The 23,668-nt window shown below is 69.7% G+C and carries 24 protein-coding genes; 13 read left to right on the plus strand and 11 right to left on the minus strand.

The genetic code is table 11. The annotated features are described in order from the left end of the window. The first annotated feature begins 62 nt into the window (after positions 1-62). Positions 63-1,580, plus strand: coding sequence for an AMP-binding protein (locus BLT28_RS04200; RefSeq protein WP_030430773.1), 1,518 nt, complete (start codon positions 63-65; stop codon positions 1,578-1,580). A gap of 14 nt (positions 1,581-1,594) precedes the next feature. On the opposite strand, the gene BLT28_RS04205 is transcribed toward BLT28_RS04200, so the two are convergent. Beyond that, positions 1,595-3,079 (minus strand): FGGY family carbohydrate kinase, encoded by a 1,485-nt coding sequence (locus tag BLT28_RS04205; protein ID WP_043812404.1) that lies wholly within the window; start codon positions 3,077-3,079, stop codon positions 1,595-1,597. A gap of 94 nt (positions 3,080-3,173) precedes the next feature. On the opposite strand from BLT28_RS04205, the gene BLT28_RS04210 reads away from it, so the two are divergent. Further along, a complete protein-coding gene (locus BLT28_RS04210; protein ID WP_030430771.1) occupies positions 3,174-4,070 on the plus strand; it encodes an alpha/beta fold hydrolase in 897 nt (298 codons plus the stop codon). Positions 4,071-4,085: 15 nt separating this feature from the next. Here the strand turns inward: BLT28_RS04210 and BLT28_RS04215 are convergent, their stop codons facing one another. Both BLT28_RS04215 and BLT28_RS04220 read right to left on the minus strand, forming a co-directional pair. After that, complete coding sequence (locus BLT28_RS04215) at positions 4,086-5,045, minus strand: sugar-binding transcriptional regulator (RefSeq protein WP_081900450.1); 960 nt, start codon at positions 5,043-5,045, stop codon at positions 4,086-4,088. A 30-nt stretch (positions 5,046-5,075) separates the two neighbouring features. Beyond that, a complete protein-coding gene (locus tag BLT28_RS04220; RefSeq protein ID WP_052407560.1) occupies positions 5,076-5,474 on the minus strand; it encodes a hypothetical protein in 399 nt (132 codons plus the stop codon). Between the two features lie 67 nt (positions 5,475-5,541). Here BLT28_RS04220 and BLT28_RS04225 point away from each other — a divergent pair, with 67 nt between their 5' ends. The 4 genes from BLT28_RS04225 to BLT28_RS04240 all read left to right on the plus strand — a co-directional run bounded on the left by BLT28_RS04225 (position 5,542) and on the right by BLT28_RS04240 (position 11,040). After that, on the plus strand, positions 5,542-5,997 hold the full coding sequence (locus BLT28_RS04225) for a Fur family transcriptional regulator (RefSeq protein ID WP_030430768.1): 456 nt from the start codon (positions 5,542-5,544) through the stop codon (positions 5,995-5,997). After that, positions 5,990-8,224: a catalase/peroxidase HPI gene (gene katG, locus BLT28_RS04230; protein WP_030430767.1), complete on the plus strand. Its 2,235-nt coding sequence runs from the start codon at positions 5,990-5,992 to the stop codon at positions 8,222-8,224. The genes BLT28_RS04225 and katG overlap by 8 nt, the downstream gene beginning before the upstream one ends. A 207-nt stretch (positions 8,225-8,431) precedes the next feature. Continuing rightward, the gene (locus BLT28_RS04235) at positions 8,432-9,082 is read left to right on the plus strand and encodes a hypothetical protein (RefSeq protein ID WP_030430766.1); all 651 of its coding nucleotides are present in this window, start codon (positions 8,432-8,434) and stop codon (positions 9,080-9,082) included. After that, positions 9,079-11,040 (plus strand): polyprenyl synthetase family protein, encoded by a 1,962-nt coding sequence (locus tag BLT28_RS04240; protein ID WP_083383652.1) that lies wholly within the window; start codon positions 9,079-9,081, stop codon positions 11,038-11,040. The genes BLT28_RS04235 and BLT28_RS04240 overlap by 4 nt, the downstream gene beginning before the upstream one ends. Here BLT28_RS04240 and BLT28_RS39705 read toward each other — a convergent pair. The 5 genes from BLT28_RS39705 to BLT28_RS04255 all read right to left on the minus strand — a co-directional run bounded on the left by BLT28_RS39705 (position 11,037) and on the right by BLT28_RS04255 (position 14,478). After that, on the minus strand, positions 11,037-11,183 hold the full coding sequence (locus tag BLT28_RS39705; protein ID WP_156051149.1) for a hypothetical protein: 147 nt from the start codon (positions 11,181-11,183) through the stop codon (positions 11,037-11,039). The two genes, BLT28_RS04240 and BLT28_RS39705, sit on opposite strands and share 4 nt — an antisense overlap. A gap of 75 nt (positions 11,184-11,258) precedes the next feature. Next, entirely contained in the window at positions 11,259-11,402 is a 144-nt protein-coding gene (locus BLT28_RS39710; protein WP_156051147.1) for a hypothetical protein, read from the minus strand. Next, the gene (locus BLT28_RS04245) at positions 11,392-12,756 is read right to left on the minus strand and encodes a tryptophanase (RefSeq protein WP_030430764.1); all 1,365 of its coding nucleotides are present in this window, start codon (positions 12,754-12,756) and stop codon (positions 11,392-11,394) included. Before BLT28_RS04245 ends, BLT28_RS39710 begins: the two co-directional genes overlap by 11 nt. A gap of 115 nt (positions 12,757-12,871) precedes the next feature. Next, complete coding sequence (locus BLT28_RS04250) at positions 12,872-13,492, minus strand: DUF6226 family protein (RefSeq protein ID WP_030430763.1); 621 nt, start codon at positions 13,490-13,492, stop codon at positions 12,872-12,874. 122 nt (positions 13,493-13,614) lie between these two features. Then, positions 13,615-14,478 (minus strand): LysR family transcriptional regulator, encoded by an 864-nt coding sequence (locus tag BLT28_RS04255; RefSeq protein WP_030430762.1) that lies wholly within the window; start codon positions 14,476-14,478, stop codon positions 13,615-13,617. Positions 14,479-14,548: 70 nt separating this feature from the next. On the opposite strand from BLT28_RS04255, the gene BLT28_RS04260 reads away from it, so the two are divergent. Continuing rightward, positions 14,549-15,256 carry an SDR family NAD(P)-dependent oxidoreductase gene (locus tag BLT28_RS04260; RefSeq protein WP_030430761.1) on the plus strand — a complete coding sequence of 236 codons (708 nt, stop codon included), beginning with the start codon at positions 14,549-14,551 and terminating at the stop codon, positions 15,254-15,256. Here the strand turns inward: BLT28_RS04260 and BLT28_RS04265 are convergent. Then, a complete protein-coding gene (locus BLT28_RS04265) occupies positions 15,243-16,103 on the minus strand; it encodes an alpha/beta fold hydrolase (RefSeq protein WP_162184873.1) in 861 nt (286 codons plus the stop codon). The two genes, BLT28_RS04260 and BLT28_RS04265, sit on opposite strands and share 14 nt — an antisense overlap. A gap of 5 nt (positions 16,104-16,108) precedes the next feature. Continuing rightward, on the minus strand, positions 16,109-16,639 hold the full coding sequence (locus BLT28_RS04270; protein ID WP_052407557.1) for a TetR/AcrR family transcriptional regulator: 531 nt from the start codon (positions 16,637-16,639) through the stop codon (positions 16,109-16,111). Between the two features lie 115 nt (positions 16,640-16,754). On the opposite strand from BLT28_RS04270, the gene BLT28_RS04275 reads away from it, so the two are divergent. The 6 genes from BLT28_RS04275 to BLT28_RS04300 all read left to right on the plus strand — a co-directional run bounded on the left by BLT28_RS04275 (position 16,755) and on the right by BLT28_RS04300 (position 22,985). After that, a complete protein-coding gene (locus BLT28_RS04275) occupies positions 16,755-17,624 on the plus strand; it encodes an RNA polymerase sigma-70 factor (protein ID WP_030430758.1) in 870 nt (289 codons plus the stop codon). A gap of 85 nt (positions 17,625-17,709) precedes the next feature. Next, complete coding sequence (locus BLT28_RS04280; protein ID WP_030430757.1) at positions 17,710-18,450, plus strand: SDR family oxidoreductase; 741 nt, start codon at positions 17,710-17,712, stop codon at positions 18,448-18,450. Between the two features lie 139 nt (positions 18,451-18,589). After that, the gene (locus BLT28_RS04285; RefSeq protein ID WP_030430756.1) at positions 18,590-19,051 is read left to right on the plus strand and encodes a hypothetical protein; all 462 of its coding nucleotides are present in this window, start codon (positions 18,590-18,592) and stop codon (positions 19,049-19,051) included. Positions 19,052-19,616: 565 nt separating this feature from the next. Beyond that, on the plus strand, positions 19,617-21,167 hold the full coding sequence (locus BLT28_RS04290) for a cytochrome P450 (protein WP_081900449.1): 1,551 nt from the start codon (positions 19,617-19,619) through the stop codon (positions 21,165-21,167). Beyond that, the gene (uppS, locus tag BLT28_RS04295) at positions 21,154-21,921 is read left to right on the plus strand and encodes a polyprenyl diphosphate synthase (protein WP_063766615.1); all 768 of its coding nucleotides are present in this window, start codon (positions 21,154-21,156) and stop codon (positions 21,919-21,921) included. The genes BLT28_RS04290 and uppS overlap by 14 nt, the downstream gene beginning before the upstream one ends. Positions 21,922-21,932: 11 nt before the next feature. Continuing rightward, positions 21,933-22,985, plus strand: a complete 1,053-nt coding sequence (locus tag BLT28_RS04300; protein WP_030430753.1) for a terpene synthase family protein — start codon at positions 21,933-21,935, stop codon at positions 22,983-22,985. Here the strand turns inward: BLT28_RS04300 and BLT28_RS04305 are convergent. Then, complete coding sequence (locus BLT28_RS04305) at positions 22,982-23,650, minus strand: DNA alkylation repair protein (RefSeq protein ID WP_030430752.1); 669 nt, start codon at positions 23,648-23,650, stop codon at positions 22,982-22,984. The two genes, BLT28_RS04300 and BLT28_RS04305, sit on opposite strands and share 4 nt — an antisense overlap. Between the last annotated feature and the right edge of the window lie 18 nt (positions 23,651-23,668).

Here is a 23,668-nt window from a genome sequence, read left to right on the forward strand (position 1 = left end):
CACCAAGACCGCTGTACCGTACCATTAATCTAATGGCTTTAGATTAATGGTGAGGGGTGACGATGACGGGGGACGCTCCAGCGTGGTACGTCAGCAGCGCGATCGAGGCGCTGGCGACGCACAAGGGAAAGATCGCGCTGTCCTACCGCGGGCATGACCTGGGCTATTCCGAGTTGCTCGCGGACGTGTACCGGACCGCGCGGGCGCTGCGCCGGTCCGGCCTGCGGCGCGGCGACGGCTTGGCGCTCGTCGCCGGCAACCGTCCGGAGGCGTTCGTGATCCGATTCGCCGCATTCCTGCTCGGGTTGCGCTTCACCCCGGTGGTGCCCGGACTGACGGACCCGCGGTACGTGGCCGAAGATTCCGGTGCCGCTGCCCTGATCTGCGCGGCACCGGTGGACGTGGACGTTCCACTGGTGCTGACGCTCGACGACGTGAGCGCTGCGGCGCGGACCGAACCGGATGACCCGCTACCGGTGGCCGCGCAAGAGCAGGACATCGCGCGGGTGCTCTACACCAGCGGCACCACAGGCCGGCCCAAGGGCGTGCCGAGCAGCTACGCGGCTCTCGGGGCATCCACCCGCTCGTGGGGATCAGGCACCGCTGAGATGCCGGAGGGCATGCGATTCCTGCTCGTCACACCGTTCGCGCACGGTTCCGGTGACGCGGCGATGAACATGCTCCGCTTCGGCGTCACGGTGGAGATCTTCGACGGCTTCGACACCACCGAGTTCGTCGCGGCGGTCCAGCGATCCCCGATGGCGATGAGCTTCCTCTACCCGTCCTGGTTGTACCGGCTGCTCGACCACGCCGACGCGGATCTCAGCGCGCTGCGGTTGCTCAGCTACGGAAGTTCGCCGATCGCGCCCGCCCGGCTGCGCCAAGCGCTGGAACGGTTCGGCCCGATACTGGTGCAGACCTATGCGAGCACCGAGGCGGCCGCGATCGCGATGCTCGACGCCGCTGATCACGCCGTCGCGATGGATGACCGCCCCGAACTGCTTGCCTCGGTCGGCAGGCCGCTGCCGGGAATCGCCGTCGAACTGCGCGCGGAGGACGGCACCCCGGTTCCCACCGGCGAGGTCGGCGAGGTGTGCGTCAAGGGCGCCTCGGTCATGCCCGGCTACTGGAACCGCCCGGAGTTGACGGCCGCGGCACTGCGCGACGGCTGGCTGCACACGGGCGACCTCGGTCGCTTCGACGCCGACGGGTACCTCTACCTGGTGGGCCGGATCAAGGACATCATCATCGTCAACGGCTACAACCACTACGCCGGCCCGATCGAGGACGCGCTGACCAGCCACCCGGCGGTCCGGGAAGCCGCGGTCGTCGGATCTCCCGACGACCGGACGGGCGAGGCGATCCACGCCTTCGTCGTCGCACGAGCCATCGACGCCGAGCAGCTCCGAGCGTGGGCCCAGGAACGGCTCACCGCGGACGCCCTCCCTGCCACGTTCACGTTCCTGGACACCATTCCGACGACACCACAGGGCAAACCCGACAAGAAGGCTCTGCGGGAGCAGGCAACAAGGCTGCACAGTGCTGGAGAACGCGCTGACCGACGAGGACAACCGCGCTAACGCCACCGCGATGCTCATGGTCTTCGCTGAAGGGGACGGCGGGTACTGCGCGCCGGCGCTTCGAAACCGCCGACGCGGGCGCATGCCTGGCGCCAGCCCCCGTAGAGCGCGTCGCGGTGGTCGGCGGACATCGCCGGGGTGAAGCGCCGTTCCGCGCGCCACAACTCCGACAGCTCCTCGGTGCTGGACCACATCCCGGTCGCGAGGCCGGCCAGGTGCGCGACGCCGACAGCAGTCATCTCCACCGTGGGCGGACGCAGGACCTCGCGACCGAGGATGTCCGCGAGGAACTGGCACAGCACGTCGTAGCGCGCCGCGCCGCCGTCGACGCGCACCTCGGGCGAGATCGGCTCGGTGGTGAGGGCTTCGACGCTGTCGCGAACCTGGTAGGCCAAGCTCTCCACCGCGGCACGGGCGATGTGCTCGGGCCGCGTGTCCAAGCCCAACCCGAGGATCGCGCCACGCGCGGTCGCATCCCAGGACGGCGCGCCGAGGCCGGTGAAGGCAGGCACGACGTACACACCACCGTTGTCCTCGGCGACGTCGAGCGAGCGCAGATCGCGGACGAGGCCCATGCGGTCGTGCAGCCACTGGAGCGCGTGGCCGGAGTGCGGCACCGCGCCCTCGATCTCGAAGCTGATCTCGTCAGTGCTCAGTCCCCAAGCCACTCCGGCAGTGAAACCCTTGTGCAGCTTGGGGTTCGGGCCGCTGTTCAGGGTGAGCACGCCCGAGGTGCCGAAGGTGTACTTCACGGCTCCCGGGGTGAAACACGCTTGCCCGAACAGGCTCGCCTGCTGGTCACCGAGGACAGCGAGCACGGGGACCTCACCGCGCACGGTGCCGAAATCGTGAACGGACGGACGCACGACGGGTAAGAGCTCCAACGGGATTCCGAACCACTGGCACAGCTCGGCATCCCACTCGCGGGTGTGCAGGTTGAACAGCATCGTGCCGCAGGCGTTGGTGTAGTCGGTCTGGTGCGGTTCACCGGTGAGCCGGGAGAGCAGCCAGCTGTCGACGGTGCCCGCCGCGAGTTCACCGCGTTCGGCGCGCAGTCGTGCCCCGGGGATGTGGTCGAGCAGCCAGGCGATCTTGGAGGCGGAGAACCGGGGGTGGAGGGCGACGCCGGTGCGCCGGTGCACCTCCGGCTCCAGCCCGGCGGCCAGCCACGCGTCCGTGTAGCCCTCGGACTGCCGTGACATCCACAGGATCGCCTCGTGCAGCGGAGCGCCGGTGGCACGGTCCCACAGGATCGTGCTCTCGCGCATGGTGGTCAGCCCGATCGCCGCCACAGGTCCCCAGCTCGCCGCCTCCCGCACCACGGCATCGGTCGCGGAGACGATCTCGTGCGGGTCCATCTCCGCCCAGCCCGGGTGCGGCGTGCGCAGGGTGAGCGGTCGCTGGACGGAGCGCAGGACAGCGCCGTCCGGGCCGACCGCGACCGCGCGGCAGGCGTGTGTGCCGACGTCGACGCCGAGAATCACGGGCTCCTCCTGCACATATGTGACGGTGCGGCTCCCGGCGTTGCCGCCGGGCGCCCGCCGGTGCGTGAATTCCCCGACACGGCAACGCATCCGGACCGGAGGCAGGCAGATGACCACAACGGGCCAGATCCATCTCAACGGCATCGATTTCGTCTACCTGGAAGACGGACCGTCCGACGGGCCGTTGGCGTTGTGCCTGCACGGGTTCCCCGACCACGCGCCGACCTTCGACCGCCTGCTGCCCGCGCTCGCGAGTGCCGGATACCGAGCCGTGGCACCGTGGATGCGCGGCTACCACCCGACCGGCCTCGACCCGGACGGGCGCTACCAGTCCGCCACGATCGCGCTGGACGCGGTCGCGTTCGTCGAAGCGCTGGGTCGCGACGGTGCCGACTCCGTGGTGATCGGCCACGACTGGGGCGCGGTGGCCGCCTCCGGCGCGGCGGTGCTGGCGCCCGACCGGGTCCGGGCGATCGTCAGCATGGCGCTGCCGCACCCGGCGGTGGCGCTGGCCAAGCTCGGCGGCGGGGACTTCAGGCAGATGAAGCGCGCCTGGTACATGTGGTTCTTCCAGATGGAGGACGCGCCCGAGGCGTTGCTCGGCGCGCCGGGGGCAGCGTTGGTGGACTTCCTGTGGCGGCAGTGGTCGCCCGGTTTCCACCCGCCCGCCGAGGACATGGCGCCGATCAAGGACCTGTTCACCCGGCCCGAAGTGGTGCGGGCGGCCCTGGCCTACTACCGGCACACCCTCAACCCGAAGCTCCAGGACCCCGACCTCGCCGAGATCCAGCAGCAGGTGATGGGCGGGACGAACCCGTTGCCCGCGCTGTACATCGGCGGCGCGGACGACGGCTGCTTCTCCTCGGACTACCTGGAGGAGAGCGTCGCGTTCTGCGAGATCCCGCCGCGCGTCAAGGTGGTCGACGACTGCGGTCACTTCCTGCACCGCGAGCGCCCGCGCGCGGTCAACCGGGCGATCCTGAACTTCCTCGACGACTCGCACTGAGACCTGCCCCGGGACCTACGCGGACAGGGCCGCGACGGCGCGGGCGAGCGGGCGGTCGCACACCAGAGTGGTGATCATGCGACCGCGCAGTGCCCCCGCGACCGCCGCGGCCTTGTGCGCCCCGGCCGCGACGATCACCGTGTTCGGGATCGACACCAGGGCCTCGGTGCGCGCGGAGATGATCCGCTCGTCCACCGGCAGCTCCACGTCCCGCCCCGCCCGGTCGTAGAACCGCCCGCAGATCTCGCCGACCACGCCGAGCGCGCGGGCCCGGTCCCGTTCCGCGCGGCCGACTCCGGCCCGGTCGAGCAGGATCCGGTTCGAACCCCGGTCGAAGGCGCCGACCCCGATGATCGCCACGTCCGCCGCGCACGCGCGGTCGAGCTGGTAGGCGGCGGAGGCGGACAGCGCCCGCGCTTCGGCCGCCGTGCCCACCACAGCGGGAACGTCGGGGTACGAATAGGTTCCGCCGAGCTTCGCCGCGAGCGAGCGCACCACGTCGTGGCTGCTGCGCGTGGGCAGGACGTCGATGTCGCCGCCGAGTTGGCCCACGTCGACCGAGTAGCCGCGCCGCGCGCAGACGTGCTCGACCGCGGCGCGCACCGAGGTGCCCCAGGCGATCGACACGCGCTGGCCGTCGGCGAGGTTGTCCAGCAACCACTCCGCGGCGGCGGTGCTGACCACGTCCAGCGGGTCGATGCGCACCGGCGGGACGGGCTCGGCGACGACCACCGCCGTGCGCAGCCCGTTCGCCCGGTGCGCGCGGAGCAACCGCCGCTCCCACAACGCGTCCCGTTCGGCGGGGTAGCGCAGCTGGAAGCGGATCACCCCCTGCTCGCGGGCGTCCCTGAGCATCCGCGAGACGTTCGACCGGCTGACGTGCAGGCGCTCGGCGATCTCGCTCTGCCGGGCGCCCTCCACGTAGTACAACCGAGCCGCTTCGAAGAGATCCGCCCCGCGTCGCCGAGCCGTCATGGACGGAATTGACCCACCGGGCACCGGCGCTCACAAGCGGCCGTTCCCGGTTCGTTTTGATCTTGTTGCGGGGTTTGGCGGCAAGGCGAAATCCCCTCGCGTCACCTGGTCCGGTGCGGGCCGGACGGGCCAGAACTGCAGCAGGTAGCGCTCCTGCCCCGCGTCCATCCGCATCCCGCAGTAGCGGACGCGGTAGCCGGTCTCGGCCAGGGCCAGGTCCCACGCGGTACCCGCTCCCCATGGCGCCAGGGCGGTTTCGGGCTGCGGGCGGTACGGCACCTCGACGACGTCCTCCCACGCCTCGTCAACGGGCGGGGCGGAGTCGTGCAGCTCCACCGTGAAGCCGACCTGGCCCGTGTGCAGGAACATGAAGCCGGGCGCGGCCGCGCCGCACAGGCCGTTGCGCTGGCCAGGGAAGCAGTCGTCCACATCCGGGTGGGTGAACCTCGGCGAGGCTAGACTTGACTCATTCAAGAAAACGCGACAGACTGCGGCCGTGCCGACGACCTCCGACTTCGAGCGCATGCTGCGCGGGGCCGACCTGCGCGTCACGCGGCCTCGGCTGGCGGTCCTGTCGGCGGTGCACGCCCATCCGCACGCCGACACCGACTCGATCATCAGCCTCGTCCGCGAGGACCTCGGCGCAGTGTCCCACCAGGCCGTCTACGACGTCCTGCGCGCGCTGACCACGGCGGGTCTGCTGCGGCGCATCGAGCCGCAGGGGTCCGTGGCGCGCTACGAGGCGCGGGTCGGCGACAACCACCACCACGTCGTGTGCCGCTCGTGCGGGGTCATCGCCGACGTGGACTGCGCGGTCGGCGCCGCGCCCTGCCTGAGCGCCTCCGACCACCACGGCTTCGTCATCGACGAGGCCGAGGTCATCTACTGGGGCCTGTGCCCCGACTGCTCCACCACCACCACAACCAGTTCTCGGAAGGATTCGCGTGGCTGACAGCCCAGACGCCGTTGTTGGCGAGATGAACGTGGAAGGCGCGGGTGGGTGCCCTGTCTCGGCAGGCCGCTTCAACCACCCGACCGAGGGCGGCGGCAACCGCGACTGGTGGCCGAACCAGCTCAACCTGAAGATCCTCCGGAAGCACCCGGCCGTCGCCAACCCCATGGGCGAGGACTTCGACTACGCGGCCGAGTTCCTCAGCCTCGACCTGGACGCGCTGGCCGAGGACGTCGACGAGGTGCTGACCACCTCGAAGGAGTGGTGGCCCGCGGACTTCGGCCACTACGGGCCGTTCATGATCCGCATGGCCTGGCACAGCGCGGGCACCTACCGCGTCCAGGACGGCCGCGGCGGCGCGGGCGCGGGCATGCAGCGCTTCGCCCCGCTGAACAGCTGGCCGGACAACGGCAACCTGGACAAGGCCCGCCGCCTGCTGTGGCCGGTGAAGAAGAAGTACGGCCGCAAGATCTCCTGGGCCGACCTGATGATCTTCGCGGGCAACCGGGCCCTGGAGACCATGGGGCTGAAGACCTTCGGCTTCGCCGGTGGCCGCGCCGACGTGTGGGAGCCGGACGAGGACGTCTACTGGGGCCCGGAGCGCACCTGGCTGGGCGATGAGCGCTACAGCGGTGAGCGCGACCTGGAGAACCCGCTCGCCGCGGTCCAGATGGGTCTGATCTACGTCAACCCCGAGGGCCCCAACGGCAACCCGGACCCGCTGGCCGCGGCCAGGGACATCCGCGACACCTTCGGCCGGATGGCCATGAACGACGAGGAGACCGTCGCGCTGATCGCCGGCGGCCACACCTTCGGCAAGGCGCACGGCGCGGCGGACCCCGACAAGTACGTCGGTCCCGAGCCCGAGGGCGCCCCGCTGGAGGAGCAGGGCCTGGGCTGGCGCAACAGCTTCGGCTCCGGCAAGGGCCGCGACGCCATCACCAGCGGTCTGGAGGTCACCTGGACCTCCACGCCGACCAAGTGGGGCAACGGGTTCTTCGACAACCTCTTCGGCTACGAGTGGGAGCTGACCAAGAGCCCCGCCGGTGCCCACCAGTGGCAGCCCAAGGACGGCGCGGGCGCCAACACCGTGCCGGACCCGGAGACCGGTGAGCTGAACCGGCCGCCGACCATGCTGACCACCGACCTGGCGCTGCGCTTCGACCCGATCTACGAGCCGATCTCGCGGCGCTTCCACCAGAACCCGGACGAGTTCGCCGACGCCTTCGCCCGCGCCTGGTTCAAGCTGACCCACCGCGACATGGGCCCGCTGCAGCGCTACCTCGGCCCGCTGGTGCCGCAGGAGAAGCTGCTCTGGCAGGACGTCATCCCCGAGGTGACCCACGAGCTGGTCGGCGACGCGGACGTGACCGCGCTCAAGGCCAAGGTCCTGGAGTCCGGCCTGTCGATCTCCGAGCTGGTCTCGGTGGCGTGGGCCTCGGCGTCGACCTTCCGCGGCAGCGACAAGCGCGGCGGTGCCAACGGCGCCCGCGTCCGCCTGGAGCCGCAGCGCTCCTGGGAGGTCAACGAGCCCGACAAGCTCGCCCGCGTGCTGCGCGTCCTGGAAGGCGTCCAGCAGGAGTTCACCGCCTCGGGCAAGCAGATCTCGCTCGCCGACCTGATCGTGCTCGCCGGTTCCGCCGCCGTGGAGCAGGCCGCGCGCAAGGGCGGCGTCGACATCACCGTGCCGTTCACCCCGGGCCGCGCGGACGCGTCCCAGGAGCAGACGGACGTGGAGTCCTTCGCTGCGCTGGAGCCCACCGCGGACGGGTTCCGCAACTTCCGCGGCAAGGGACACCGGCTGCCCGCCGAGTTCCTGCTCGTCGACCGCGCGAACCTGCTGACCCTCAGCGCGCCGGAGATGACCGTGCTCGTGGGTGGCCTGCGGGTGCTCGGCGCGAACTTCCAGCAGTCCGAGCTGGGCGTGTTCACCGCGGAGAAGGAGACGCTGACCAACGACTTCTTCGTGAACCTGCTCGACCTGGAGACCGAGTGGAAGCCGATCTCCGGCAGCGGTTCGGAGGCCGAGACCTTCGAGGGCCGCGACCGCGCCACCGGCGAGGTCAAGTGGACCGGCAGCCGCGTCGACCTGGTGTTCGGCTCCAACTCCGAGCTGCGCGCCCTCGCCGAGGTCTACGCCAGCGATGACGCGCGGGAGAAGTTCGTCCGCGACTTCGTCGCCGCGTGGGCGAAGGTGATGGACCTCGACCGGTTCGACGTCGCCTGATCGTCCTCGGGCGGGGTCCGGGCCAGTGCGGTCCGGACCCCGCCCGGCAAGCCGCCGTTCAGGTGCACCTCATGGCCGCCGCTCCCACGGCGGCCATGACCATGCGTCAGGGCAACGCACCTTCGAGGGGTTGTGCTCCCCGCGGTGCTGACACGGCCCGCCTCCCGGCGCCATGATCATCGGCCCTCGCCCGATGGGAGTGCCGCCATGTTCCTCAGCCGTCGTGCTGTGCTGTCCGGGGCCGCAGCCGCCCCGATCCTCGCGTTGCTGGGCCACGGGCCCGCGCACGGCGCGGAGAAAGCCGCCCTGGTCCGGATCATCGACGGCTGGGGACAGGCCCGGCTCACCCCGGAGGCCGTCAAGGTCCTCGCCGAGATCCAGGGCACCGTCTACGCAGTCGAACCCGCCCGGTTGCTGTCCGGGACGAAGACCCCGACCGTGCGCACCGAGGTCCGCGCGGGCAAGCTCACCCCGAACCTCACCGAGATCATGGGGACGATCGTCGGCGGCGTCGGACTGCGCACACCCAAGCGGGACAACCGCGTTCAGCGCCTGTCCGGCTCGGTGCTCGTCGCACGCCGCAAGGGCCACGCCGATCTGACCGCCAAGGGCACGGCCGTCGTCAACGGCGAGACCGTCGAGCTGGGGCCGCTCACGACCACCGCGCTGGACGAGTCGCAGGTGACCGTCGAGCCCGGCAAACCGGGCAAGCCCACCACGGTCCGGGTGGAGGTGCCCGTCTACGCCACCGAGGAGATGATCGAGCTGTTCACCCTGTACTTCGGAACCTCCGTGGTGCACAAGGGTTTCAAGGTCGCGCACGCCACCGCGGAGTGCCGCTACTGGCCGCCGAAGTGACGTCGCAGCGGTGGACCTTCCACTGTTCGCTCGACACCGCGCACGAGGTCGTCTGCGCTTTCGCGCGCTACGAGGCGCAGGGGCTCGTCATGCATTCCTTGCGCTGGGCCCACATCGACCAGGAGGACGGCTTCTCGGTCGGTGAGTCCTGGTTGGACTCCGTGGAGCTGCTACGCCACGTGACCGAGGCCGATCAGGCGATGGACCCCGCCGCGCGCACGGCGATCGTCGAAGCTCTCGTCGACGGCGATCCCATCGGCCCGGACCAACTGCTGCCCGGCCCGGTGGTGGTGGGGGAGCGGGAGTTGGACTTCGGCGGGATCGGCACCGCGCGCCTGCTGGGGCCGGACTCCTGGGAGATCGCGGTCAACGGCGAGAACGGGTGCTTCCGGCTGGTGTTCACCGGGACGACGGTGCACGGAACGGTGCAGCAGCTCGGCGCGGAGGCCGCTGAGGTCTCGGGAACGGGGTGGTTCGAGCACACCTTGGATGCGCGGTGGTACCGAAGTTCCTGGGAACGCGTGCTGGTCCGGCTGGACAACGGCGTGGAGATCTCCCCGTCCTCGATGACCACCGGCGATCCGTGGACCTCACCGTCCACATTGCACACTTACCCGACTCGGTTCGAGATCAGCGCGCCCGATCTGGACATCGTCGTGCGGGCTCGGACGCCGTACCCGGAACTGGAGTCCATGGTGCCCGGCGTCCAGGTCTTCACAGCGAACGCGGAGGTCTCCGGCACGCTGCGGGGGCAGTCGGTGAGCGGCACCGCGTTCATCGACCTGTTGCCGGACAGCGGCGTCGACGACTTGGAGAGCTACCCGCAGCGGCTGAACCCGCTGGTGCAGGAGCAGATCAGCTCCGTGTACCCGGACAGCCTCAGCCTGAGCGCGGCGGCGGACATGATCGGTGTCGACGAGTCCGAATTGGACGGTGTGTCGCCAGAGGTGTTGCAGCGTTCGCTGATCGCCCCGGTGCGCTACGTCAGCGACTCCGGCGGCAAGCGCTGGCGTGCCTTCGCCGCCTACGGCATGGCGCGCACGCGCGGTGTCCGGGGCCAGGACGTCATCCCCGGGATCGCGCTCGTCGAACTGCTGCACAGCGCGGTGCTCGCGATCGACGACGTCGAGGACGGCTCCCCGCGCCGCCGCGGCAGGCCCGCCGCCCACGAGGTCTTCGGCGTCGCCGAGACGATCAACGCCTCGTACGCGCTGACGTTCACTCTCGACCGGCTCGCGGCGGCCCAGGAGCGCGGGAACACCACGGACCTGCCCGAGAGCGCGACGAGCCTCCGCGCCCGCTTGAGCTACTACGAGGCCTTCATGAAGGTCGCCAGGGCGCTCCACGTCGGCCAGGCCCTCGACCTCGCGGGGCACACCGAGGCCATGGACGAGGCCGTGCGCACCGGTGATCCGAGTCCGGTGCTCAGGGCGATCCTGGCGACGCACCGGTTCAAGACCGCCAACGTGTTCCGCTACGTCGCGGAGACCGCGCTGCGCGCCGTGGACGGCGAGGACCCCGACGCCGGTCCGCTCGGTGACTACCTGGAGGCCGTGGGGCTGGCCCTGCAGATCACCGACGACGTCCTCGACCTGAGCGGCGTTCCCGGTCCCGATGCCTCTGGACGGCACCGGCAGCTCAAGCGCGAGTGCGAGGACCTGCGCGCGGGCAAGGTGACCATGCCACTGGCCCACGCCGTCCACCTGCTGCCGCGCGACCGGATGCGCAGGCTCTGGGAGTCCGTCCGCGGAGGCCGTGCCGACGAGGCAGCGGTGCGCGAGGCGGTTCGGGTGCTCCGGGAGTGCGGAGCCGTCGAGGCGTGCTACGCGGAAGCGGAGTCCATTGTGGACAGAACGTGGCGCGGGCTGGCCGGGATTCCCGTGACCTATCACAAGGTTCTGCTCCGGGCTGCGGGAATCCACCTGGCCAGTCGTCGTGGCGCGGACAGCGTCACCTAGCCGGCGCCCTCGGCGTGGTGGCGGAGCCGGCTGTGGCAGCCGGGGTCGAACTCGGCCAGAACGGTTCGGCTCAGGGCGTCAGCGCGGTCGCACAGCGACGACGACTCGTCCGGCAAACCGAACGCGCGCAACGCGATCGCCATCCTTCGGACCGGGCTCGGCCCCGTGGTCGAACAGGCGCAGCGCCGCCTCGCGCAGCGCCTCGGGGCTGACCTGGTTCAGGAAGCGCTCGTCGGCGAAACCAGGGGGCGCCCGCCCAGGACGAGCGCCGCGGCGATCGCCCTGGACAGCCGAGGAGCAGAACCGATGTGATCGCCACCGCAGTGGGCGAGGACGTTCGCGACGGTCAGCTCAGCCGACACCGGCTGAGGACAGGGGCTCCAGGCGTGAAGTGAAGTGCCGCAGCATCGCGGGCTGCTCGACGATGCGCATACCCGGGATGGACTCGGCGCGTGCGGCGACCGCGGCCGCGGCCTCGGCGACGTACTCGAGGTGGTTGCGCGTGTAGACCCGGCGCGGCAGGGCGAACCGCAGCAGCTCGCGCGGCGCGGGCTCATCGGGGCCGCCGTTCGGGTCGACGCGGCCGAAGCACAGGGTGCCGAGATCGCTCGTGCGCACGCCGCCTTCCGCGTACAGGGCGCACGCGAGCGCGTTGGCGGGCAGCTCCTGCAGGCTCAGGTGCGGCAGCAGTTCGGCGGCGTCGACGTAGACCGCGTGGCAGCCAGTAGGGCGCAGCACGGGCAGACCGGCCTTGGCCAGCTCGTCGGCGAACCACCGCGCCGACTCCGCCCGGTACCGCAGGTAGTCCAGGTCGGTGACCTCCAACAGGCCCTGCGCGAGCGCGTCCAGGTCCCGCCCGGCGAGGCCGCCGTAGGTGCTGTAGCCCTCGGAGATGATCAGCTTGTCCCGGCACTTCGCCGCGAGTTCCTTGTCGTGCAAGGCGATCATCCCGCCGATGTTGGCGATGCCGTCCTTCTTCAGGCTGGCGCAGCACCCGTCGGCGATGGCGAACAGCTCCCGCGCCACCTCGCGCGGGCTCACCCCGTGGTAGGCCGGGTCGCGCTCGACGATCAGGTAGGCGTTCTCGGCGAACCGCGCGGCATCGAGGAACAACGGGACACCGTGCAGGTCGCACAGCTCCCGCACGGCGCGGGCGTTCGCGATCGACACCGGCTGGCCGCCGCTGGCGTTGTTGGTGATCGTCAGCACGACGCAGCCGACCGCGGCCCCGTCCTCCAGTAACTGCCGCAGCGCCGCGACGTCGAGGTCGCCGCCGAACTCCGAGTCCAGGCCGGGCAGGTCCACCGCCCGCGCGCCGATCGCCTCGACGTTGGCGCGGGTGGTGTCGAAGTGGGTGTTGCTGACGCTGACCCAGTTCGGCCCGAGCAGGCAGGAGAACAGGATGCGCTCGGCGGCCCGGCCCTGGTGCACCGGGATCACCTCGGGGTAGCCGGTCAGCTCGGTGACGACCCGCTCGAAGCGGCGGAACGACCGCGCCCCGGCGTAGGACTCGTCCCCGTTGAGCAGCGCCGACCACTGCGCCGCCGACATGGCCCCGGTCCCGGAGTCCGTCAGCAGGTCGACGGTGATCCGGTCGGCGTCGATCCGGAACAGGTTGTACCCCGACGCGCGCAGCGACTCCTCCCGCTCGGCGCGGGTGAGGAACGGGATCGGTTCGACCGATTTGATCCGGAACGGCTCCATGAAAGTTGGCATGTGACCAGCATTTGCCGTCCGTTTCCGCTGGTCAACATTGCTTCGGCGGCGGACGAAATGCTTGTCCCGCAGGGGAGGCTGGTTCGAAGATGTTGAACCGTTTCCAGTCTGGAAGCTACCCGAACCAGGAGCGGCCGACGAAAGCCTCGGTATCGTCGGGCAGCTGGATGTCTTCGCCGTCTGCGAGTCGGCGGCACAGGTCCATGGCAGCAGTGTGGTCCGCGGTACCGCCGGAGCTGCCGCCGCCGGGGTGCCACTGCGCGTGCCACTTCGGGTTGCGCAGCAGGACGAATGGGCCGCCGACGACGGTGAGCACCGCGTCGTCGACGGCTTCGAGGAGATCGGCCGAACCCCAGTCGCACGCATCGCATCCGCAGTCGGGCAGCGTGGTGATCACGAGGTCGGGGCGAGCGACGGCGACGCGCAGCACGGCGAGCGTGACATCCTCGGCGTTCATCACAGGGACGTTGTCCGTCAACAGAAAAAGGGACAGCGTGCCCGGTCGCGACGAACTGAGGCGGGTGCCGTCGAGCGCGACGTCCTTCAGCCCGGCGAGGTGCGAAGCCCAGATGTGGGCGCGGGCGTGGACGATGTCGTACCGCGAAGGCTCGGTGACGCGTGAGTATTCGTCGTCGTGCGGCGGCTTTGCGTCGGAGTGCGGGTTGGGCCAGGAAGGCAGGTCCTGGCTGTCGTAGCTCGCTGCTACCTGGGCTCGAAGATCGGCTGGGGCGGGCATGGGGTCACGATAGAGCTGTTTGCGTTTTCTGGTCGGGGGCGGCTGGGCCGGCCCACTTCCAGTGGCGGGGCGCCGGAAACCGTTGGGGCTCCGTTCTGATCACCGTCGACAGCCAAAGGTCGTCAACGCCCGACAGCGGCGAAGGCGGCCTCGACGAAGCGGGCGATCCACGGCGATCGGCTGCCCGCAGGCCACAGGAGCAGGGTCCGGTACGGCTCCGCGTCGGTCACGGGCCGGTAGACCACGTCGGGCCGGGCGTTCCGCGCGGCGAGCGAGGCAGGGACCAGCGCGACGCCTTGACCGAGGGCGACGACCTCCAGCAGCTGCGCGCTGTCCCGCACCACGGGACCGTCAGGCCGCGCGGAATTCCCCAGCCAGTAGTCGCGATCGACGATCGTCGGGGCATTCCAGCGCGGCGCTGGTTCGGCCACCAGGTCGGCCGTGCTGAGCACATCGCGGGCGGCCAGCTCGTGCCGGAGTGCGAGCACGGCCACGCGTGGTTCGGTCGTCAGCAGTTCGGTGTCGAGACCGTGGCCGTCGAAGCAGCCAGCGATCGCCACGTCCGCGCGTCCGTCGCGAACCATGCCCGCCTGCTCGCCGAACCCGCTCACCACGATCTCGATCTCCGGCGCGTCCGGCGACGCGCGGAACGCTTCGCAGGTCCGGTGCAGCAGCTCGGTCGCCACCCCCGGCTTGGCGGTCACCACGAGCTTGCGCCCGGGAAAGCCCGCCCTGCGCGTTCGGCGCACGGCGGAGTCCAGCGCGTCGAGGACGACGGCCGCCTCCTTCACCAGCGTTTCCCCGGCCTCGGTCAGCGCCAACCGAGGCCCGGAGCGGTCGAAGAGCTGCACGCCGAGCCGGCGCTCCAGCTGGCGCATCGCCCGTGACAGCGGCGGCTGAGCCATCCCCAGGCGCTCGGCGGCGCGGGTGATGTTCAGGTCCTCGGCGACAGCGCAGAAATAGCGCAGCTCACGAATCTCCGGCATACCACAACGGTATGGGGCCGCACCCGATCGGTCTTTCCCGCCGAGCCTCCTCACGGGCTGAGGTAGGAGCATGAACACCAACGAGGTCGCACTGGTCACCGGCGGCAACAAGGGCATCGGCCGGGAGATCGTCCAGCAGCTCGCCGGGCGGGGCTTCACCGTCTACCTCGGTGCCCGCAGGCCCGTGCCCGCGCCCGAAGGACTGGACATCCGGCCGGTGCGGCTCGACGTGACCGACCCGGCCTCCGTCGAGGCGGCCGTCCGGACGGTCGAGGCCGAGGCGGGACGGCTGGACGTGCTCGTCAACAACGCCGGGATCATGGTCGAGTGGGGCGTCGAGACCGTGACAGCGGCGCACCTGCGCGAAACCTACGAGGTCAACGTGTTCGGCGTGGCCACGATGATCTCCGCCTGCGCGCCCCTGCTCCGCCGCGCGCCCAACGCGCGGATCGTCAACATGTCCAGCGGGCTCGGCTCCCTCACCCTCCTCGGCGGCGGGACGGTTCCGGGCTTCCTGGCCTACAGCTCGTCCAAGGCGGCCCTGAACGCGGTGACTCTGTTCTACGCCAATGCTTTCCGCGCGGACGGCATCAAGGTCAACGCCGTCAGTCCGGGCCTGGTGCCGACCGACCAGAACACCGCGGCGCCCTTTCCGCGCGGCGACCGCACCACAGCAGACGGTGCGGCCGTCCCGGTCCAGCTGGCCACGCTCCCCGTCGACGGCCCCACCGGCGTCTTCCGCGGTCCGAACTCCGTGGACGAGGTCATCCCTTGGTGAGCGCCAGGATCTCCTCGACGATCTTGTCCTGGCAGGCGCGCGGCATGTCGTGACCGACTCCCGGCAACGGGACCAGCCGGGCGTGCGGCACGAGGCGCGCCATCTCCTCGGCGTGCTCGAAAGGCACGACCGGGTCCTCCGTTCCGTGCAGCACCAGAACCGGGATCGTCAAGTGGCGCAGCAGGTCCCGCCGGTCGCGAGAGGAGGAGGCGGCGATGCTGTGGTTCATCGTGCCGTCGCGCCCCGGTGCGCGATCGAGGGCGTTCTCGATCATCCGGCGCACCTCGTCCTCGTCGAACTCCGAGCCGCTGCCGGTGACCGCACGGGCCAGGCGCACCATGAAGTCGACGTGCTCGGCGCGCGTCCTCGGTGGGTTCGCGGCCATCTCGGCGGCGATCGGGGTGATCACGGGCCGCCTGCCCGGCAGCGTTCTCCAGTCCATCGTCTGCGGGTCCGGCGTGTCCGGGCTGGACATCCACGAGGTCAGCGACAGCACCCGGGTGGGGTGCTCGATCGCCATCTCCTGCCCGATCATCCCTCCCATCGACGTGCCGACCACGTGCGCGGCGCCGATGCCGAGCGCGTCGAGCAGGCCGATCGCGTCGGCGGCCAGATCGGTCATCGTGTACGGCGAGGTGGTGAAGTCGACGCTGTCGGACCTGCCGGTGTCGCGGTTGTCGAAACGCACCACGTACCTGCCGCCCTCGACGAGCGCCGAGCAGAACGACTCGTTCCACGACGTGCCCTGCGCGCCGAGTCCCATCACGAGCAGGACGGCCGGGTCGGCGGGGTCGCCGAAGTCCTCGCACCACAACGTGATCCCGTTGGCGCGCACCAAACGCTCCATCCGCATCACCCCTTGATCTTGAGAAGGTCCATCGCCGCGCGCACCATCGCCGCGCGCGTCGTGTCGTGGTCGGCGGCGGTGACGCGCGCGGTGAACATCACGCCCCACAGAGCCATGTCCACGCGGACACCGGCCTCGGGGCTGTCGTCGGCGCGCAGCAGTTCGCGCAGCCGCATCCCGGCTTCGGCGAGCGCGCGCACTTCCGCGTGCCTGCCGGAGATGTCCAGCAACGAGCCCAGTTCGGAGCGGGTCAGGGCGAGGTCGACGTAGCGCTGCACCGCGTGGCGCCTGGCGTCGTCACCGGCACGCGCGGCCGCGTCGTCGACGATCGTGTTGATGATCGAGGCGGCCTCGTCGAGCACGGCCGCGAGCAACGTGTCCTTCGACGGGAAGTGGTAGAGCACCGCGGCCTTGGAGTAGCCCATGGCATCGGCGATCTGCTGCACGCTCGTGGCGCCGTAGCCCTGTGCGCCGAACAGCCGTCCCGCGATCGCGACGATCTCCGCGGTGAGCTGCTCCTGCGTCTGCCGTGGCATGAGAACCGCCTTTTCCGGTGGCGGCCAACGTACCTGACCACGTGGTCAGGATTCAACCATGTGGTCAGTCACGCGCTCTGGCAGGCTACGGTGATCGCGGGAGAACGGAGTGCCGATGACGCGGCTCGACCAGGCCGAGGCGGTGTTCGCGGAGGTGCGGCCGAGGCTGTTCGGCCTCGCCTACCGGATGTCGGGCAGCGTCGCGGATGCCGAGGACCTGGTGCAGGAGGTCTGGCTGCGCTGGCAGACCGCCGACCGCGCGGCCGTGGTCAACCCGGCGGCGTACCTGGCGACGGCGATCACCCGGCTGGCGATCAACGAGAGCCAGACCGCGCGGGCGCGCCGCGAGACCTACGTGGGGCCGTGGCTCCCCGAACCCGTGGACACCTCGGCGGACCCGCAGCTCGGCGCCGAGCGGGGTGCCGCGCTGGAGCTGGCTGTGCTGGCGCTGCTGGAAAAGCTCAGTCCGACCGAACGCGCGGCCTACGTGCTGCGCGAGGCGTTCGACTACCCCTACTCGCAGATCGCCGAGATCGTGCGCACCACCGAGGTCGCGGCGCGGCAGCTGGTCAGCCGCGCCCGCAAACGGCTGGCGGGGGAGCGGCGGGCACGGGTGGAGGCCGCCGAGCAACGGCGCTTGCTGGCCGCCTTCGTCGCTGCCGCGCAGGCCGGTGACCTGGCGGGCCTGGAGCGGTTGTTCAGCGACGACGTGGTCAGCTACTCCGACGGCGGCGGCAAGGCGCGCGCCGCGCGGGTGCCGCTGGTCGGGCCGCGCACCCTGGCCAGGGTCTTCGCGGTGTGGGCGCCGGAGTTCTGGAGCGGCGCGGAGGTCGAGTGCGTCGAGGCGAACGGCCTGGCCGCGGTCGCGCTGCGCCGCGAGGGCAAGACCTTCGGCCTGGTGACCGTGACGGCCTCGGGGTCCGGGATCGACCAGGTGATGTGGCTGGTGAACCCCGACAAGATCAGCTCGTTCGACACCACGTGACCCCGGGCTTGTCACAACGCGGGCCGCTGCCCTGTCCCAGCTGGTGAACGCCCGCGCGCGGCGGGCTCACGAAGGGACGAAGACCATGCGGATCGTTGTGATCGGCGGAACCGGGCTCATCGGTTCCAAGGTGGTCGCCCGGCTCGGCGAGCAGGGGCACGACGCCGTGCCCGCCTCCCCGGCCAGCGGGGTCGACACGCTCACCGGCGAAGGAGTGAAGGAGGTGTTGCAGGGGGCCGACGTGCTCGTCGACGTGTCGAACTCGCCCTCGTTCGCCGACGACGACGTGCTGCGCTTCTTCCGCACCGCCACGACGAACCTGGTCGAGGCCGCCAGGAGCGCCGGGGTCGGCCACTACGTCGCGCTGTCGGTTGTCGGTGCCGACCGGCTGCCCGAGTCGGGGTACCTCCGCGCGAAGGTGGTCCAGGAGCGGCTGATCACCGAGTCCGGCCTGCGCCACTCGCTGGTCCGAGCCACCCAGTTCTTCGAGTTCGCGGGCAGCATCGCCGACGCCGCAACGGAAGACGGCACCGTGCGGCTGTCCGGCGGTGGCGTGCAGCCGATCGCCGCCGAGGACGTGGCCCACGTCGTGAGCCGGACCGCCGCGGGAGATCCCCTCGGCGGCCTGCTGGAGATCGCCGGTCCGGAGGCGTTCGGGCTCGACGAGTGGATCAGGACCGTGCTCCGCGCCCGCGGCGACGCGCGCCAGGTCGTCACGGATCCGCGCGCGCGGTACTTCGGCGCGCTCCTGGGTCCCGACTCGCTGCGCCCCGGCCCCGGCGGCGAACTGGCGCCGACCAGCCTCGCGGAGTGGCTCACGCGCTGAGCGCACTCCCTACGCCGCTCACCCCCGGTGCGGCCAGGTGAGTGCCAGCCTCCGTAAGCACTTCGGGGCATCGAAGGCTCCCTCGTCGCCTTGCGATGGTCGTCTCGTCGGCGGGGGCGAGCACCGGGGGAGGTCTGCGATGAGCAAACGCGAGGGCATCAGCCCAGGCGCGTTCTTGAGCGGTCTGGGACTCGTCTGCGTCCTGCTCAGCTACTCGCGCGCCGAAGCGGGAAATACCTCCGAGGCCGTTGGCTACGGCATTTATGCGGCCACGTGCTTCCTGCTGCTCTACGCCTTCGTCGTGCCGGCCAAATGCGGTGTGATCACGACGAAGGGCGGTTCATGCGGTCATCCCGCGAAGGGGGTGCTCCTGGGCTGCCGTCACATCGGATACCACCGCCTGGCGAAGCTGAAGGCCCGCTTCGGGCTGCACCCCGTCGTCCCGGCCACGCGGACCACGCGCTCGGCGGCTGCACCCGTCGAACGCGTGGTCGCCGTCGAGCGGAACTGGCGTGAATGGGTGATCTTCTGGGTGCCGGTGGCCAGCTTCGTGGTCGCCACCGTCTCGATGACCACCGATGTCATGGGCTTGTTCGACTGACCTCGCCGGGACATCGATTTCCGGTGTTCGGGTGGGCGTGAATCTGGTCCGGTGACGGCTCCGGGTCCGCTTCTTGTTGCGGGGACCCAGGCGGGGAAATCGTTTTCTGTTCCGGCGCGGTGATGTTTTTGTGCTTTTCGGTACACCCTTTGTATATGTCCCCCGAATACGGTCATCGCATCCCTTCGGAGGTTGAAAGCCAGGAAGGCGGGCCGCGCCTCCTCCCCCTCTCTTCGTGGTCCGCCTTCCTGGCCCGGCAGCTGCTTCCCTTCTTGGTTGCCGCGGTCGGCCCGCACCGGCTGTCCGGCCAAGCGCTCGGCGACGCCGGGTCGCGGTGGGCAAGCGCCCGTTCAGCCACGACGTCGACCAGCTTGTGGAGCCGGGCCGGTTCGGTCCTGAACGGGACAACCCGGTCCGACAACGCCTGTAACTGTTTTAGGGGACAGTGTCCGGGCTTCCGCGACGGAACCGCAAAGCCTTGCGGCTGGCCGGCGGAATCGGACATCCGCACCACGCACACGCGTGAGCCCTTGCTTCTTCGCTATTGACTTCCACTGACCGGGAAATGAGCGTCGTTCGCATAGGCCGCCCCTTCTTCGGTGTCCTGATTTTGTTCGTGTGGTGCCGTCGGGACTACGCTGCGGTGATGGGCGCAGCACGAGGCGAACGTTCGAAGATCCGCGGGGTCGCGGGGGCAGGCGGAGCCGGCAGCATTCCGACAGCGCCTGGTGCGCTACCCGTCGTCGGTCACGCGATCACCCTGTTGCGGGATCCGTGGTCATTTCTGAGATCGCTGTCCAGCCTGGAAAGTGATCTTGTTCGAGTTCGCCTCGGCCCGCTCAGCATGGTCGCCGTGTGCGATCCCGGCTTGACCCATCAGGTATTGAGCAGCGACCGCGTGTTCGACAAGGGCGGGCCGATATACGATGCCATTCGAAAGATGTTGGGCGACAATATCTTCACCGTTCCGCACGACGTGCATCGAAGGCAACGTCGGCTGGTCCAGCCCGCCTTCCACCCCCATCGCATGCCCGGGTACGCCGCCGCGATGACCTCCGAGGTCGAGGCCGTGATCGGCCGTTGGGCCGATGGAACGGAAATCGATGTGACCCAGGAGATGCTGCGCGTCACCACCCGGAGCTTCCTCGCGGCGATGTTCTCCGACAGCCTGGCACCCGCCTTGCTCGATCAGACGCTCGACGATTTCATGACGGTCGCCCGTGGCCTGTACCGGCAGATGTTGTGGCAGGCGGCACCGAGTTGGCTGCCGTTGCCGGGTGGCCGCCGTTATCGCGATGCGCGTATGCGCCTCCGGCGGACCGTCACCCACATCATTGCGCAACGGCGAAGTAGCGGTAGGCAGTACGATGACCTGCTGGCGAGTCTGCTGGCGGCGCGCGATGACGAGACGACTACTGATGCCGGCGCTCAGCTGAACGACGAAGAGATCTACAACCAGATCGTCGTGTTCTTCATCGCGGGATCAGAAACTACCGCTGGCGCGTTGGCTTGGGCGCTGTTGCTGCTGTCCACGCATGGTGAAGCGTTGGCTCAGGTGCAGGAAGAAGTGGACCGGGTGGTCACGGACGGCACCGCCAGGTACGAACAGTTGAGCCAGTTGGTTGTGACCGCTCGCGTCCTGACCGAGGCGATGCGCTTGTATCCGCCGGGCTGGATGTTCACCAGGACGCTGGCCGTGGACACCGAACTCGGCGGACACTCGCTGCGCCGGGGAACCAATCTCATCTACAGCCCGTACTTGCTCCACCACCTGGACAGCCAGTTCGCTGAGCCGCAACGGTTCGATCCGGACCGATGGATAGAGAAGACACCGAAAGACCGTGGCAGCGCGTACCTCCCGTTCGGAGCCGGGCCACGGGTCTGTCCGGGACAAGGCTTCGCGATGACCGAAGCCACCCTCGCGCTGGCCACGATGATCCGGCGCTGGCAGCCGCACGTCCGCGCCGACCAGCCGGTCCGCTCCGTCCTCGCTGTCGCGATGCGCCCGGTCAAGTTCCGGATGCGGGTGACCGCGCGAACGAACACGACAACACCAACGCCAGCGCGTTCTGACGACGGCGGTTGCCCAGGACGAGGCGGCCGTGACCAACCATGACAACGGCACGGCGGGCAAGGCCGCACGTCGTCCGGAGAGGACCGTCGTCCCCGTCGACGACGACCGGTCGCTGCCGGTGCCCGAGCACGTGGCGGTAATCCTGGACGGCAACCGACGCTGGGCTGAAATACATGACGTACCGGTCGTGGACGCGTATCGCCTCGGTGCGACGCGGGTACGGGAATTGATGGTCGCTTGCGACGACGCACGGATTCCTTTTGTGACGGTGTGGGCGCTGTCCAAGGACAATCTGCGCCGCGGAGCGGCATCGGTGCGGGTGATCGCGGAGGCTGTGACCGCCGAGCTGGTCGCGATGGCCGAAACGAGGCGATGGCGGATCCGCGTCTTGGGTTCGGTGGCGGACTTGCCCGCCGATGCGGCCCGCACCTTGCGAGAGGTGGTGCGCACCACCGAGGACTGTGCGGGAGCCGTGCTGAACGTCGCGGTGGCCTACAGCGGCAGAAGTGACATAGCCGCCGCGGCTGCTGCTCTGCTGACCGGTGCCCAGCCCGCCGGGCTGGACGTGGCCGAGGTGGAGCACCGTCTCGTGCGGGGACTCTCCACCGCGGGACAGCCGGACATCGACCTGCTGATCCGCACGGCGGGCGAACAACGACTGTCGGATTTCATGCTCTGGCAGGCGGCCCACGCCGAGTTGTACTTCACCGAGACGTTGTGGCCCGACTTCGAGAACAAGCACTTCGAGCTGGCGTTGCGTTGGTACGGCCAACGGCACCGCCGTTACGGTGAGTGAGGACCGATCACATGGCTGGTACGGCGAAGTTCTCCCTTCCGGAACTCACCTACCCGTATCCCCGCCGGATCCACCCGGAGACCGGCGAGGCCGAGCAACACATGCTCGACTGGCTGGCCGGTCATGGTCTGATCCGCGGTCCGGAGGTCCATGAGGCGTTTCTGCGCACCGGCTTCGCCGGTCTGGTCGGAGAGGAGTACGCGGCAGCCGACAGCGAAGGCCTGCGGGTGGTCGCGAACTTCTACGGGTGGATGTTCGTCATGGACGACTACGTCACCGATACCGCCGCGTTCGGCAAGGATCTCGGCAAGCTCTCGGCTTTCACGGCCTGGATGCGACAGCTCTGCGACAGCCCCACCGATCGCACTCATCTGGCGATGGGGCAGGCCGCCACCGAGAACATGAGTGGCCCGGCGCGGGACTTCTGTCACCAGATCGCCGAGGCGGCTGCCGATCTGTTCGGGGCTGTCGCCGACCGCGCCACACCATCCCAGTACATGCGACTTGTCGCGGAGATGAGCTACTTCTTCCAAGGCATGCAGTGGGAAGCTGGACATCACGTGGCTGGGACGTTGCCCACCCCCGACGAGTACGTGATCGGTCGTCGCATGACCAGTGCTACCCCGGCGGGTCTCGCCCTGCAAGACATCGCTGCTGGCTACGAAGTGCCCGCCAACGATTACCACCAACCCCGGCTTCGGGAACTGCGGGCAATGACGGCGAACATCAACTCTTGGTGCAACGACATTTTCTCCTACGGCAAGGAGAGTGACTCACCGGACACCGCGGTGCTCAATCTCCCCGCCAGTCTTGTTCGGTACCACGGATACAGCGAGCAGGGTGCCATCGAAGAAGCCGCCCGCCGCCACAACGATGAGGTCATGAACTACCTTGCGGCCGAGGAAGCCGTCGCTCGGGATGCCGGTCCCGAAGTCATGCGTTTCCTCGATGCCATGCGCATGATGCAACGCGGCTTCTACGACTGGGGCTTGACCACGTCTCGTTACAACGTGCGCCGCTACTTCACCAACTGCCCGGCGCCGACTGCGGCAGCACCCCATTAGGTCCGCTGTCGCCGCACCATCTCGGTGATCCAGATGGGCGCGAACGGCGACGTGCAGTTCGGCGGAGTGGGGTAGTCCTTGAGCACTTCCAGGCGCTCACCGATGTCGAGCGCGCGGGCGCGGTGCCCGGCGTGCTCGATCCCGATCTGCGCCAGGCAGTTGTTCATCGCCCACTGCAGGCGGTCCGGGGCGTCCTTCATCTCCGCCTCGATGAGGTCGAGCAGGCCGGGGAGGTCCAGGCCCTCGGGCTTCTTCACCACGCGTTCGCTGGTCAGCTCCCAGCCCGCGCTCGCCACCACCGGATCGGGGTCGGCGAACCACGCCTGGCGCAGCTCCTCGGAGTGCGGGCTCTTCTTCACCACGTAGTTCACCAGCCACCCGTGCACCTTCGGCGTGCGGGCCTCGCGCAGCATGGCGTCCAGCTCGTCCCGCTCGAACTCCTTCGGGCGGCAGATCAACAGCGCCAGCAGCCGCGCAGCGGTCTCACCCGTCGCCCACAGCTCGCGCGCGAGGTCCTGCTGCGTCTTCAGCCGCTTCGCGACCGCACGCAGCTTGGTGAGGTTCACGCCGTGGTCGTCCCCGTGCTTCTCGTTCACCGCGCGGACCTTCGGGTCCTCCAGCGCGGCCAGTTCGGCCATCACCGCGGCCACGGTCGTCTCGGCCACCTGAACCTCCTGTCGATC

Origin of the sequence: Allokutzneria albata (assembly GCF_900103775.1) — a bacterium.
GTDB lineage: Bacteria > Actinomycetota > Actinomycetes > Mycobacteriales > Pseudonocardiaceae > Allokutzneria > Allokutzneria albata.